The sequence below is a fragment of the Portibacter lacus genome, from assembly GCF_021533215.1.
GTDB lineage: Bacteria > Bacteroidota > Bacteroidia > Chitinophagales > Saprospiraceae > Portibacter > Portibacter lacus.
On record NZ_JAJNKA010000004.1, the window covers coordinates 260,567 to 275,590 of the forward strand.

A 15,024-nucleotide genomic window follows, 5' to 3' on the forward strand; every position below is an offset into this window, starting at 1 on the left:
GATTTAAGCTGCTCCCAATGATAATCCTGAAAATGCAAATTCTATAGATGCTGAAACACCAAGAATGGTGACAGTCCCTGCAAGTTTACCTGATGCCGTTACGGGTGCTGGAATAATATCAAGTTGCGCACTTCCGGCTATGGCAACGGATGCTATGGGGATCACATCTCCTCCAGCTGGGGTATTGATTTCTACATTGATCGATGCCATGGCATCCAGATAAACACCTATATTTCTGCAGTACCAGACTGTTTCCCCACTCATCCATTCCACTGAAACATTGCCAAAAAGACCAACACCTATTTTCGCATTCATGACTCCTCTGGCTTCTAAAATCATCGGAACAAGAACATACCAGTCAGACTTCTTTTCAAATCTTGCGACAAAGCCCAATCCTAATTCCATACCGATGGAATCTTTAGCCTCATCGATGGCGATATGAAACCATCCTTCGCCACCTATCCCTACACAACCACCTTGACTAATATTGATTTTCTGAGTTCGTTTTCCGAGATCCACGACAACTTTTTGCCTCGGGATGTCAACATCCACCCAGATTTGAGTTTCTACACACAACGGACTTTCAAAGCTCACACCTGCTGTCACTTGGTAACGCTGAGCAGCGAACATCAGCAGGACGCTTCCATTGAAATCAATATCATCCATGACAGTCCCTTTCACATCAAAAGCTAAAGTCTCAAGATTTCCATTCTTCGTCATTCCGAAGCCTCCCAAATACATTTTGAATTCTTTTCCATTTTCATATTGACCACCTAATCCTCCACCAAAACCCCAAGAATTATTTCCAGCTGTAACTGGTTGGAAAACGATCGCTCCTTTTGCATCTTCCGTATATTCTAGGTTATGAAATATTTTAAGCCTAATCGATGTGAAAGCAATAGGACCAACTTTAAGATAGAGGTCATTCTTTGTTGTATCTGTAACCACTCCTTTCGCAAAGTGTGATGGATCTTTATAACTATCTACTGTTGAATTGGCTAGACTACCATCCTCATTTTTAAATGTTTTTAAATCTACTTGGCCTGCACCTAATTCTCCATAAAAGAATGCGATGTCTGAAGTCGGATTGTGGCCTACAATGACATTAGCCGATATACTAAATTTCTTAGGTTTATATACATCTACTATGATGTTACCTTTGAAACTAGCTCCCCAGATGCTGTCATTTGTAGTAAAACTAACAGCCTGACTTTTAACACTAACAATGCCTGGAACTACAATACTTAAATCCGGAATCTGAATGTTTCCTGTCAGATATCCTAACTTACCTGTAATCGTACCTGCTAATTCCTTACCTTTAATTTCAATATCTTCTGCCACTTCTTTGGAAGTTGAAAACAAAGCTCTCGTCACTCCTTTTTCACCTGCCAATTGATTACCTAAATTAACCACTAAGCTCGCGACGAAGAAATACGAATTATCAGCAAATCCAGCCCCTATACTGTCAACTGTCGCGTGGAAAGAACCACCTAGTCTTCCTGTACCCGTATTATTTAGTGGAATCATATTATTCGCACCATCGTACCCAATATTCCCATCTCCGAAAATATCGAATCTTGTAGAATATAGCCCATCTGAAGGTCCACCGTTATGAGCATTTAAGAATGGCCAATTTAAAGAAGCAGAACAGTTGAGTTTGTTTTGATCTCCAAAGGTTGCACTATGAATCGTCAAGATCATTTCCCTCTGCTCGTCACCAGCCATCATCGTAACTTCATAATTATCTAATTCTTCATCTAATTTTCCAGTAGCTAAACCATCATTAGAAAAAGGTATCGTATAAGCAAACTCTTCGTCACTCAGCAATGGAATTTTAATAAATCCACTGATATAAGAATCATCTACTGAACCCTCATCCAAAGTTATTTTCCATTTTTTGTATTTACCTTCGAACTCATTAAACTTAGCTTCTAAGTTTTCATCTGAAGCAGCATTAACTGTGATTCCATTGCCATCGATCCAGGCTTTGCTTGACCCATCTGAGTTATTGAAAGTTCTATTAAAAGATTCATCTATCAAGGATTGTCCTGAAGCATCAAAGTCAAGTGGAAAATCAATTACAAACTTTGGAAAATAAACACCCTTCCATGAATCTTCACTGCTTCCACCCGAAGGAGATTGAGCATCTGAAAAATCAAATATTGCAGACCCTGGCTTCAAGCTAACTTTGTCCTTTTCAAATATTAAAAATGACTCTACATCAGAATAATCTTGACCTTCAAAATATTCTAAATCCGTTATGTTTTCAAAAGGGAAAACAGCTTTATTTCCGCTAGCTGTCTTGTATGAATCTGGCAGTGTGACACTTCCTGTCATATCAACAACGACATTGTCATCACGTATAATAAACTTAGACGATTCTAATAATTCTATAACATAACCATATGGATCTAGTAATTCAAATGACTGATTTTCAAAATCTACATCATCCACAATTTTAAACTTATTGTAGTCAACGTCCATCGTTTTTGAAAAGACTTTAGCTACTCCTCCAGTGGAAGTGGATGCTAAAGGGAATACCCATTCAACTTTACCTCTTAATCTTAACTCCCTGGTATCCAAAACGACGTGTGTTGCTTTAAATTCAGCATTTAGGTCATCTTCGCTTTCTAATTCAATATCTAATCCACCAGGAATTTCAGAAACCATCGAGCCATCTTCTAATATGTTCCCACTTGGATATATTCCAATATTCAACCCGGAAAAAGCTACTGGAGTTGGTGCGCCGCCTTCGATGAGTTGCATGCTTCCTCTCCCGGCTAAATTTTCAGGATCTTGGTTACTGACACTCAGTACTTCTACTCTTCGACCACCAGCCGTAAAATGATCTATGAAAGGCCTTGTTCCAAATGGCCGTACTTCACTAGACGCGATTAGTTGATCATCTACATAAGCTTCTACTTGCCAAGCAAACTTAGCTTCTGTCCCCAAGTCTTCTTCTAAAATATAGTTGTACGAACTTAGATTAACAGCAATATCCGTAACGTCATCTATCACTAAACCATTATTTGTCATGGCTTCCACGGGATCTTGTCCCTCTATTACTTCTACTATTTTAAATCTGTAATAAATAGGATCACCCGGTCTTGCATTACTCGGGCCTCCCCATTGAAATACTGTACTCCCTTCTCCTTTCATTGATCCCCCAACTTCAGGCGCTATCAAATCTACAGTTCCACCTAGTTCATATCCATATTCGAATACACATACCTCACCGATACCATCATTTTCGAAAGTTGTTAAACCTTCCATATCTTCAACATCAACTCGATATGCATAAGTATGTCCAATTTCTAGTTCTGGTTGATCGGGGCCATACAGAATTTGATTCATTGTTGACGTTAAACCTTCAACGATAGGTGTATTCGCTCCTAACATGGCGTCATTAGGTGATACCCCAGGCAAAACTTCTACTATTTTCAAGCTATACTCAGCCATGATACTATTATCATGATTAGCCTGCCATTGAAATTGTAGATTCTGCACACCTCCAGCAACTACAGGTTGCCCACATTGTGGAGAAATATTCGTAGGTGGATTGTTCTTTAATAAGGTTGCTGTATTACAAGATTGCATAGAAAGTTCTTTGTCTCTTCTAAGAAAATCTACTACGGTAACACAGAAAGTATACATGCCTTCAGGTAAGATGGAGGTTTGTATAAATTCGGCTGGATCGAGACCAGTTATAATCATATTCGCCGGATTCAAATATTGTTCTATATCCGAGCCGCTTAGCATATTGATCCCTGTATTCAGTGTTACAGGTGAATAATTATAATCTGGATTACTTTTCAAGATTACTCCATTCCCTTTTATTTCCACTTTCAAAAAAACATCTAGGAAATCTTCATTTTCATCGTTCAGATTCACCATCAGTTGCAATTTGTTAGAGCCAGGTAAGGTGTAATCCGACAGGTAAACCGAAGATGGTGGTGAGAAATTAAACTGGGCATTAACTGGACTTATTTGACAGAAAGCATATTCAGATATACTAACAAGTACCAGCACCACGAGGTAAATGAGGTTTTGAGGTTTCATAATTTCTAAAAGTTGTATTTATAGCTCGTTCTCGCTCTTAATTCTGAAAAGGATCGATCTTGAGGACCTTGATCATTCTTATTTAATAGATATAATTCAGCTCCTAAGCTTCCTATTTTTTTCAATCGGTAACTCAATCTAAATCTATTCGTTAAGAGCTGATAACTTGCAGCACCATCGAGCACATTCTGCTTCCATCCAATAGCGTAAGAAAGTTTTATCCCTCTTGATTTGAGTGATTTACTAAGGGAAACGGTCGGTCCTACAAGTGTGGAAGAGTTATTCCCTGTTTCGTTGTTAGCATAACTTAAGTTTGTATTTAGGCTCATATCTTTGGTTACAATTCTCCACATATGGGCAACATTCAGCGTTATGAAATTCGTTGTGTTATCAAAAATTCGATACTCATCTCTTGAATTTCCAACTTGGTATCCGGCATTGATTATTAAAGCTTGGTTGCTATTGTTCTTATTCAATAGGTAATTCGCTCCCGCACTAATGTTCGTGTTCACTTGAAATAAATTCACCGAATCTGTCAGTTCTTCATACACCACCTTCACGCTAGATGAATAATTACTGAAATTAAAATTGGTACTTAACCGATTAGAAATACTATGATTATAGCCGAAAGAACCGATTATTCTATTCGTTCTTGTTGCTTTATCACTGTCCAAGTTATTTCGCTGACTTCCCAATGAACCATTCAATCTAATTTTTCCATTGTTAAGGGTCGTGGATGCTTGTCCCGTTATGTTCTCCAAATCATTCTGAAAGTAATAGGATCCAAGTGTTTCATAACCTGGGTCGATGTGTTCAAATTCTACCCCAACACTGTAATATTTGTTAGCGTAAGTGATCCCAGTCTGATAAGCATTCGTGTATTGGGTAGAACTATTGCTACTATATAAAGATTCGAAAGGACTAAATAAGCTAGGAATATTTCCAGTGTATACTTCCGCTCGCTGATCTCTAGTTAAAGCGGACACACCTAGATCAGCATTAACGTAGATATTTTTCAGTAAATTGACCTGCCCCCTAAAGCCTAGGGTGAGGTTTTCTTTAGGGGTGATCAATGATAGGTCTAAGGGTGTTTCGACACTATTTAATATATCTTTCGCCTTGAACATATCCGTCGAAAAATAGGTGCCAGCGTTTGTTCTATTAGTCAATTTCACTTTAAAACCATAGCCATTTCTCTTATATGCTGCTAAACCACCGTTAATGGAAGCTTCAGCTGGTTCTATCGCTCTTCTAAGTCTTCCATACATTGCTGAAACACTAATCTTAGGACCTTTATTACTTGGTATGTCAATGTCAAAACCTGTTCCTAAAAAAGTATGAGAATTTAGAGTATACGGATTAAAATCCATGTTTCGGTAGCCAAAGTGTGTCTGAACCCACTTGTATTTCGGAGATAATCCATATCTGTTAAATGGTTGAAGAAATCGGGTCTCTTGTTGGGAAAAACTTGCACCTACTGGAATATTGACGCCCTTTATATTGAAATTCAAATTCCCTGCGAATAAGTAAGAGAATGGATCTCGTCTCGATTCTATTCCAAAGGATTGATAAGCTCCTAAGTTTATGGCAAAGCCACCTGTTATTTTAACTAGATCTGATCTCTCTTCTGAAGCAATACTTTGCGCAGACAAATTGCATATCGGCATTAGACAGCAAATAAGCAAACAGAATGCACTAATACTAAAATTGTTTCTTCTTGAGTTATTTTTCGATTTCATTATTCTTGGGGTTGAATAAAGTTTTAGGTTTACTTCTCATACAAATATGACAAAGACACGAAGCAAAATGCTAGTTTTTGTAAGCCACAAATCGGACAAAGTGGACCAAATTTCGGACAACAAAAACATACTAGTCTGAACTACAACACCTTATATCAAAAATTACATGTTTTAACAATATGTAATATGTAAGAAATCTTACACAATATCCTTGGTATTAAGCATCTAATTCAGATATTTGTAAAAATCAAGTATCCTTCCATATGATCGACCCAAGCCAAATAAGCATTTTAATTGCTGACGACCATCCTTTGTTGCTTAAAGGTTTAGGGGATTTCCTAAGAGGTCGAGGATTTCAAGTTGTGAAACAAGCACGAGATGGAAGTGAAGCATGGAGATTCATTATCGATTTGAAACCCGACTTTGCAATATTAGACATCGATATGCCTTACATGACAGGTTTAAATGTAGCGGACTTAGTATATAAAAATGAACTGGCAGTTAATACCATATTACTTTCCTATCAGATAGACAGAGCTACCATTAAAATTGGCCAGCAAAAAGGAGTGAAAGGTTTTCTACTCAAAGAAGATGCACTTGCAGATATCGAGAACTGTATTTATGCCATTGCTAAGAACGAAAACTTCATTAGTACTTCTTTACAAGACAAAGAGGCCTTAATAGAAGACATTCCAAGTTTGAGATTAGATAAACTCTCCCCTTCCGAAAAGAAAATTATCAAGAAAATTGCCGAAGGAAAAAGTTCGAAAGAGATCGGTGAATTATTTAATATTTCAGAAAGAACGGTTGAAAAGCACAGAAGCAACATCATTAAAAAACTATTACTAGAAAACGGCCAATATGCTTTGATGAATTGGGTTTCTGGCAATAAAGATTTAATATATAACCTCTAACTACGTACTACCACGTACATAAATAAGGGTACATACGTATTTCCTACCTCTACACGATCTCTTAATTTTATAATGTAATTAATGCCCTGTTATAATTATTTACATTATTTAATTAATAGCATGATCTACTCCACAAAAAACAATCAAACACAATCATTTAACGATGCATTGGTAAACGACAATGTTGAACTCATTTTTAATCTATCTAAAATTGAGACCTCTGATTTTCTTAACAAGCTGAAATCATTAATCAATGATCATTTTCAAGAAGATCAAATTTCTTTTACTATACATTCTCACAACCCAATTAAAGCTATGGAATTTTCCTTGTCTCAAAAGTATGGGGCTAAAATTATTGAAGTATTAGAAATCCAAGATGAATGGCTTGCAGCTATTACAATTTATATCATTAAGAATCTTTCTAATCATCAGTTTTCAGGAGAATTTCTAGCGGAGGCAATGAATCTCAGTTCTAGACAATTAAGACGAAAAATAAAGGCGATTAATGGCAGATCTACACAAGAATTTGTCAATGACATTAGATTCGCCTTAGCTAAGGAAATCATTAATACTGAAATGGAAGTTGATTTCCAAACTATCTCTAAGTATTTAGGATTTGGTAAAAAGTCTTACTTCATTGATAAATTTGAATCGAGATTTGGTTATAAACCACCTTTAGTTTAGGATCTTGAAAACCAGTTCTTTCAGAAGGTCTCCTTGATCGGGATTTCTTCGATCTACCCCTTTGCTGTAGCCATCATACTCTTGCAAGTCTAAAAGAATTCTTTTCAGTTTATCTTTAGAATAATTTCGTGCAGCTAATCGATAATCCTTCATGAAGAAACTAGAAAAAACACCAATCTTACTCGCTAATGACTTGTCATCCAATGATGATAATGATTGTGTCTGCCATACTTTTGTGAAGTATCCATAGAGAGAATTAATGCTGACGATTAGCGGATTCTTCTTTTCATTCGAAGCAAAATACTCCACAATTCTGAAAGAAACTACTTTATCACGCTTCCCCAGCGCATTTTGTAATTCGAAGATGTTATAATCTTTAGATATCCCAACGAATTCTTCGATGTGCTGTGCATTAATGGTTTCTCCTTTTTCTAATCTTAATGCCAGTTTCCCTATCTCATTGTTGATCTTTGACAAGTCTGCACCGATATAAGTAGCGAGTAAAACATTTGCCTTTTGATCAATTTTCAGATCGTTAGATTTCGCAATCTGATCGATATATCCTGGTAATTGATTGTCGTATATTTTCTTCGTCTCTAACAGTACTGCATTAGCCTTAATCGCTTTAGCGAATCCTGTTCTCTTATCTACTTTTTTATATTTGTAATTAATTACTAAGATCGTCTGTGGTGACGGATTTTCTATATAAGACTGTAGACTAGTGAGAGATTTCATCTCTTGCGCTTCTTTAATAATGATTACTCTGTATGGAGCCATCATAGGAAATTGGCGAGCGTTATCTACTACTGTTTTAAAGTCTACTTCTTTTCCGTAGAGGATTACTTGGTTAAATGCTTTTCCTCCTTCATCAAGAATATGATCTTCAATGTAATCAGAAATCTGGTCAATATAATAAGGTTCTTCCCCTGACAAGAAGTAAATAGGCTTATAAACACCAGCTTTCAGTTCCTTTAAAATATCTCGAGACTCCATATTAAATATTAGAGTGTAAAAGTAGATAAAAAAGATTCTTATATCTTTATTTCAATTAATTTTTGTTGATGATTCGTAATAGTCTATTTAGCAAAGCATTGAAAGCAGGTATAAGAACAGACGAATCAATAAAATTAGCTGATGCTGAACTTCCTAGCAAAATTGAAAAAAATAGAAGGTCTAGAAATGAAGACACTTGTAAAGCGATCAAAAATCCTCAACGCCAAATAGAAAATTAAAGCAAAAAAAGAGAAGGCACTCATATTAATCTCTTTGTATCAATAATTTCTCCACAAAAACATGACTAAAATCCGGAATTTAAATAAGTAAAAAGTATATTTCTACTCCATACATTTAACCACAAATGAAATTAAAGCATATCCTAGCGATAGTACCTATTTTTCTTATTCAACTTGTTTTTTGTCAATCTGAAAATAGTCGAAATAATCCCCTACATCATTACCAATATGGAATAGATGATGGTTTTGACATTACAGTTGTCAATTCTATGATCATTGGGAATGATGGATGGGTCTGGATATCTGGATTAGCTAAAAGGTTAGACTTATATAAAAATGAAAACTTAGATGGTATAATTCAGCGATTTAATGGAATGTCGTTTCAGAGAATTGCACTACCCAGTGACCTTTCCGGATTCTACTGGAGCATCGATCTTTTCAATAAACCTAATGGTGAGATCATTGTTTCCGTAACATTAGATGACTTTAATCGATATTATACATTAAATCCTGAAACTTTAGAATATAAAGAAATTATAATTCCCTTAAAAAAGGATGTACATTATCATGCTTCGAAAATATTTAACTATAAAGGTAAGTTGCTTATTTGTGTAAATTCAGAACAATTCTGTAAAATTTATGAAGTAGGTGAAAACAATAAAGCAGAATTATTTGCGGAAATAACTTCAGATAGATCTGGATTTGTAAGTGACATCGGAAAATATGATGAAGGATTAATACTTCACGATAGTCATGTAGGTATTCACTTTCTTGACCTAAAAACTAGAAAGTCTTCGATTATTTCTCCCAAAAGTATAGACCCAAATTTTTCTGAAGATCCATTTAAACATATGGTTAAAAACCTATTCACGTATAATGATACCATTTATTATCAGTTCCATCAATCTCCAGATTTTTATAGCTTCGATCCTGCTTCGAGAAAATGGTCTAAGTCTTCCTATGATAATATAGACCTGAATATCATCGTAAAAAGTGATGATTCTGGCCATATTTTTCAAGAAACATTGGTAAAGAATGGATCTGAGTTTGCTGTAAAAGATTCCTTAGGCGACGTCCCAAGTAAAGGGTATTACATAGAAGGAAGTAGGCAGTTTAAACATGCCGCTGTTAACATTCATAAGTCACTATACTTAGCTGAAAATGGGACTTTCCATCAACTTATTTTTGAAAGTAATCAAGTGGCTACCTTCTTAACCCAATACAGTATTAGATCAATCATGAAAATTGAAAAAGATCGATATTTAGTTGCAACAGAGCTGAATGGATACTTTATCGTTGATCCTAAAAAAAGGACAACGGAACCCTTTGAAATACTATTAAATGGAAAACCCTTTATTCCATTTTTCAATAGAAACCTATTCAAAAGTGGAAATACTCTTTGGACCAATAACGAAAATGGGGTTTGTAAAATTGATTTGCAGACCCATGAGCTGACCCAATTTATATATTTCCCTGCGCAGTCGATGGTGGAAGATGGAAATTATATTTATACCGGAACGACAAGATTTAAGCTCCTCAGATTTGATAAAGAAAAAGAAATTTATGAAGATCTGGATTTAACTGACACTTTAAATTTTCAAGATATAGATCTATACAATGGAAAGGTATTAGGTGCAACTGAGAAAGGATTGTACATCTATCACAAGGGAAACAGTAAACTCTTAATTCCTGATCAAACGAAATCATCCGAATACCTTCTAAGCATATCAAAACATCCTGTTTACAAATTTCTAATAGGAAGTCGATCTGGTAAATTATATAGTTTTGATCCAGACAAAGAGCAATTTAAACTAATATACCAAGATGCTTTAGAGGCAAGTATTGCAGATGTTCAAAATGACGAAAAAGGAAATCTATGGATCAGTACTTTCGGTGGTTTTGTTAAGTATAATCCTAAAACCAAAACACAATATCGGTTCAATGAAGACGAAGGGTTTACTAATTATGAAGCCAATCGGTACAGTGCATTTGAAAACGAAGAAGGCTATTTATTCCTAGGTACATTAAAAGGGCTTAATTATTTCCATCCAGACTCCTTGCTTCCATCTTCTAAATCTTCCACTTTAGTACCTATCTCACTTCAATATTTCAGTAAGAAAGAAAATAAAGTGGTTAAAAAGATCGATGTCTTGTCATTACAAGAAGCAAATCCTATTGTTTTGCCTCCCGAGAATAGAAACTTGACCTATGAATATTCTGTACTTGGCGAAAACCTTGTCCGAAACATCAAGTATCACTACAGAATCAACGATGGCGAATGGTCTAAATTAGGATCATCTAAGAAAATAGACCTGATTAATATAGCACCTGGTAGGTATAATCTTGAAATAGAGGCTATCAGTTTCAACCAGAAAAAAATAGGTAATTCTTTATATTTAGAAATAATTGCAAAAGACTTTTTTTACAGAACTTGGTGGTTTTTGTCTCTCACATTCTTAGGAATGTTCGCCATTATTTTTTGGTATTTTATTGCATCAAGAAATAGAGTTCGGATGCATGAAACTTTCTCCAGAGATATTATTACAGCTCAAGAAACCCAATTGACAGAAATCGCGAGAGAATTGCATGATAGCGTAGGTCAGAAACTTGTCTTATTGAGTATGAAAATAAAAGTTCTAGGAGATAAATCATCGGAACTACTCACTAAAGAAACCTTAGAAGAATTGCGAGCTATTTCAAGTGGATTACACCCTTCCGTTCTAGAAAGGCATGGGTTAACTGCTGCTATACAATCACTTGTAAATTCTATCGATGAATCAACGGATACTTTTATTGAAGCAGAAATAGATCCTATAGATAATCTATTCCCTCCTAAGTCCGAATTGCATATTTACAGAATAATTCAAGAAGCACTGAATAACATGGTTAAGCATTCTAATGCTCAATCCGCATCATTTAAAGTTAAAAAGACAGCTTCTTCAGTACTTTTTTCACTACAAGATTTTGGAAAAGGCTTCAAATTCAGAACGGAGAACTTAAACCACTTAGATGGTTTAGGTATGAAGACGCTCGTTGAAAGATCTAAAATCCTTGATGCAAAGTTAGAAATTGAAACAAGTGAGGGTAAAGGAACACGTATCAAATTATTTGTTCCAATTCAGCTGCCGCAATAGTTTCAAAAATTCCTTACATTTCGACTTCTAAAAAAGAATCAGAAATAAATGAAGTATAGTAAACTAGGAAATTCAGATATTAAAGTGAGTAAAATTTGTCTTGGTACCATGACCTTTGGCCGGCAAAATACAGAGGCGGAAGGACATGCACAACTAGATTACGCACTGGATCATGAGGTCAATTTCATAGATACTGCAGAGCTCTATGCAGTTCCTTCAGAACAACCTTATCAAGGGAAAACAGAAGAAATAATAGGAACTTGGCTGAAAAAATCAGGAAGGAGAAAGGATATCATACTAGGCACAAAAATAACGGGTCCATCCAAGCCACTTAGTTTTATAAGACCTAAGTTAAATTTCTCGAAAGAACAGATCCACTTGGCACTGGATAAGTCAATGAAAAGGTTACAAACCGACTATGTCGATTTATATCAATTGCACTGGCCTGAACGGAAAACCAACTTTTTCGGGAAACGTGGATATGTTCATCACGAAAATGACGAGTGGCAAGATAATTTTGGTGAGATCCTGAATACCATGGATGACTTGGTAAAGGAAGGAAGGATCCGTCACTGGGGAATTTCAAATGAAACGCCTTGGGGAATGATGCATCACTTAGAAAAATCAGCTGTTACTGGCAAATCAAGAATCGTAAGTATCCAGAATCCATATAGTCTTTTAAATAGACTTTTTGAGGTTGGTCTTGCAGAAATGGCTATTCGGGAAAAGGTTGGTTTACTTGCGTATTCTCCTATGGCTTTTGGATTGCTTTCTGGCAAATACCACAATGGAAATGATCGTCCTGAAGATCGAATTAACAAATTTGAAGCCATGAGCAGATATAGTAATGACAGAGCCCATGAAGCAACAAGACGATATATGAAAATTGCGGAAGAAGCAGGAATTTCTGTTGCTCAATTGGCACTTGCATTCGTAAATCAACAAGCATTTGTAACCGCTAACATAATTGGCGCAACGAATATGGAACAACTAAAGGAGAACATTGATAGTATTCATGTCACTTTATCCGACGAAACGCTTGCGAAAATTAACGAAGTACATGAAGAGATTCCGAATCCGGCGCCGTAGAAGTTTTTAGTTGTTAGTTTTTAGGTTTCCGGTTCAATGTGATGCTCTTTAAGCGTTCCAATGTGCGAAAGCTAGAAAGCGTTGCATTTTTGATAGAGCTATCTATGTATAAATAGCCCCACCAATCTGTCCGCTCGAATCTTAGTTCCATAGGACCTTGGACTGCAGGTAGTATTTAGTTTTTTGGTTGTTAGTTTTTAGGTTTTAGGTTCAATGTGATGCTTTTTAAGCGTGGAAATGCGCGATAGCTAGAAAGCGTTGCATTTTTTCATAAAGCTCACAGTGTATCAATAGATCCACCAATCTGTCCGCTCGAATCTTAGTTCCATAGTTCTTTGGACTGCAGGTAGTTTTTAGTTTTTAGTTTTTTGATTGCTAGTTTTTAGGTTTTAGGTTCAATGAGATGCTTTTTAAGCCTGGAAATGCGCGATAGCTAGAAAGCGTTGCATTTTTGATAGAGCTATCTATGTATAAATAGCCCCACCAATCTGTTCACTCGAATCTTAGTTCCATAGGACTTTGGACTGCAGGTAGTTTTTAGTTTTTTGTTGTTTGTTTTTCGTTTTTAGGTTCAATGTGATGCTTTTTAAGCGTGGAAATGCGCGATAGCTAGAAAGCGTTGCATTTTTGATAGAGCTATCTATGTATAAATAGCCCCACCAATCTGTCCGCTCGAATCTTAGTTCCATATTACCTTGGACTGCAGGTAGTTGTTAGTTTTTTGCTTTTAGGTTTTAGGTTCAATGTAATGCTTTTTAAGCGTGGAAATGCGCGATAGCTAGAAAGCGTTGCATTTTTGATAGAGCTATCTATGTATAAATAGCCCCACCAATCTGTCCGCTCGAATCTTAGTTCCATAGTACCTTGAACTGCAGTCCGAGATGGTCGAAATGCTATAAACCTTCTAACACCTCCACACTTCTTCTCTTTGCTACCCTTTCTTCTTCGATTATCTGCTTTAATGATTTCTTATCGAAACTAGAAGACTCTATGAAGCCAGTTACTTTGAATTCTGTTCTCCTGTTAAATTGGAACTCAGCCTCAGTACAATCCACATCATTCGAGCAACCATTTAGGGGCATTGCTTCTCCATAGCCTTTAGCAGTAATTCGAGATGCTTTAATACCTTTTCCTATGATATAATCCACTGCAGCTTGTGCTCGCTTATCAGATAAGGTCATGTTATATTCATCTGTCCCTCTTGAATCCGTGTGTGATCCTAATTCAATAATGATCGGATTTCTCTTTAATATTTGCACAAGATCATTTAATGGTTGTCTTGCATCAGATCTTATCTCCCATTTATCAAAATCATAATAAATATTATCCAGTCTGATTGCTTCGTCCTTTACAATCTTTCTCAATGGTATATCCGTAATCAAACTGCCTTTCTCATTTCCATCCGTCGTTACTTCATTGATTTCAGGAATGAAGGCATTTCCTAATCCTTCGAAGCACAAGATGCATCCATCTATATTCACATATGCCTCTATTCGCTTCGCGAAATATCCTTTCTTTCTAATAAGCATCGTATAATGATTGCCTCTTTCGAACGTGGTCATAAAGGAATTCTTTGGATCATCTTCTACCACTTTGACTTCTTTATTCGTCGTGTTATTGTAAATCTCTATCTTGAAATTCTTGATTTCTTTGCCCAATGATTTCTTTCCAGATTTAACAATTAAATCCTTGATCGTTGCTTGAAACTCATAGCCAGGAAGCCTCATTAATCTTATCCTAAGATCCATATTATCATTCTTGGTATCTACGATAATCTGTCCTTCTCGATAACCTGATCTAACGAACTGTAAAGTATAGATTCCATCTTTAGGAAGCAATATTTCGAATCCACCAGTAAAATCTGTTTCTACAAAATTAGAAAGCAATATGCTATCTCGATAAACCTCTATTAACGCTTCGTCTAATGGCCTAAAATTGTCTTTATCCACGACTTCTCCACTGACTGTATAATTCTGGCCAATAGACATTAATGATGTCATTAAGAAGGCCAACATAACAAATACTCTAGTTTTCATTTTTTTAAATTGAAGCACAAAGATCACTCGTTATAATGGCATGTTAACAGGTATAAACACCTATTTTAAAAATAGGTAATTCACCTACTTATTAGACTTAAAGAATCCCGAATTTTGCGGTCTTAAAAAAATAAAAC

9 protein-coding genes are annotated in these 15,024 nt (G+C 35.9%); 5 read left to right on the forward strand and 4 right to left on the reverse strand.

The annotated features are described in order from the left end of the window. Positions 1–3: 3 nt before the first annotated feature. Both L2586_RS08620 and L2586_RS08625 read right to left on the reverse strand, forming a co-directional pair. Positions 4–4,059: a hypothetical protein gene (locus L2586_RS08620; protein ID WP_235292471.1), complete on the reverse strand. Its 4,056-nt coding sequence runs from the start codon at positions 4,057–4,059 to the stop codon at positions 4–6. Between the two features lie 5 nt (positions 4,060–4,064). Next, entirely contained in the window at positions 4,065–5,798 is a 1,734-nt protein-coding gene (locus L2586_RS08625) for a hypothetical protein (RefSeq protein WP_235292473.1), read from the reverse strand. A gap of 263 nt (positions 5,799–6,061) precedes the next feature. On the opposite strand from L2586_RS08625, the gene L2586_RS08630 reads away from it, so the two are divergent. Both L2586_RS08630 and L2586_RS08635 read left to right on the forward strand, forming a co-directional pair. Further along, positions 6,062–6,712 (forward strand): response regulator transcription factor, encoded by a 651-nt coding sequence (locus tag L2586_RS08630; protein WP_235292474.1) that lies wholly within the window; start codon positions 6,062–6,064, stop codon positions 6,710–6,712. A 120-nt stretch (positions 6,713–6,832) separates the two neighbouring features. Beyond that, positions 6,833–7,396 carry a helix-turn-helix domain-containing protein gene (locus L2586_RS08635; protein WP_235292475.1) on the forward strand — a complete coding sequence of 188 codons (564 nt, stop codon included), beginning with the start codon at positions 6,833–6,835 and terminating at the stop codon, positions 7,394–7,396. Here L2586_RS08635 and holA read toward each other — a convergent pair. Continuing rightward, a complete protein-coding gene (gene holA, locus L2586_RS08640) occupies positions 7,388–8,389 on the reverse strand; it encodes a DNA polymerase III subunit delta (RefSeq protein ID WP_235292476.1) in 1,002 nt (333 codons plus the stop codon). The two genes, L2586_RS08635 and holA, sit on opposite strands and share 9 nt — an antisense overlap. Positions 8,390–8,457: 68 nt before the next feature. On the opposite strand from holA, the gene L2586_RS08645 reads away from it, so the two are divergent. The 3 genes from L2586_RS08645 (at position 8,458) to L2586_RS08655 (ending at position 12,851) form a co-directional block, all read left to right on the forward strand. Further along, positions 8,458–8,628, forward strand: a complete 171-nt coding sequence (locus tag L2586_RS08645; RefSeq protein WP_235292477.1) for a hypothetical protein — start codon at positions 8,458–8,460, stop codon at positions 8,626–8,628. Positions 8,629–8,753: 125 nt separating this feature from the next. Continuing rightward, positions 8,754–11,762, forward strand: coding sequence for a sensor histidine kinase (locus L2586_RS08650; RefSeq protein WP_235292478.1), 3,009 nt, complete (start codon positions 8,754–8,756; stop codon positions 11,760–11,762). Between the two features lie 48 nt (positions 11,763–11,810). Next, positions 11,811–12,851 carry an aldo/keto reductase gene (locus L2586_RS08655; RefSeq protein WP_235292479.1) on the forward strand — a complete coding sequence of 347 codons (1,041 nt, stop codon included), beginning with the start codon at positions 11,811–11,813 and terminating at the stop codon, positions 12,849–12,851. A gap of 893 nt (positions 12,852–13,744) precedes the next feature. Here the strand turns inward: L2586_RS08655 and L2586_RS08660 are convergent. After that, positions 13,745–14,887: an OmpA family protein gene (locus L2586_RS08660; RefSeq protein ID WP_235292480.1), complete on the reverse strand. Its 1,143-nt coding sequence runs from the start codon at positions 14,885–14,887 to the stop codon at positions 13,745–13,747. Positions 14,888–15,024 lie beyond the last annotated feature (137 nt).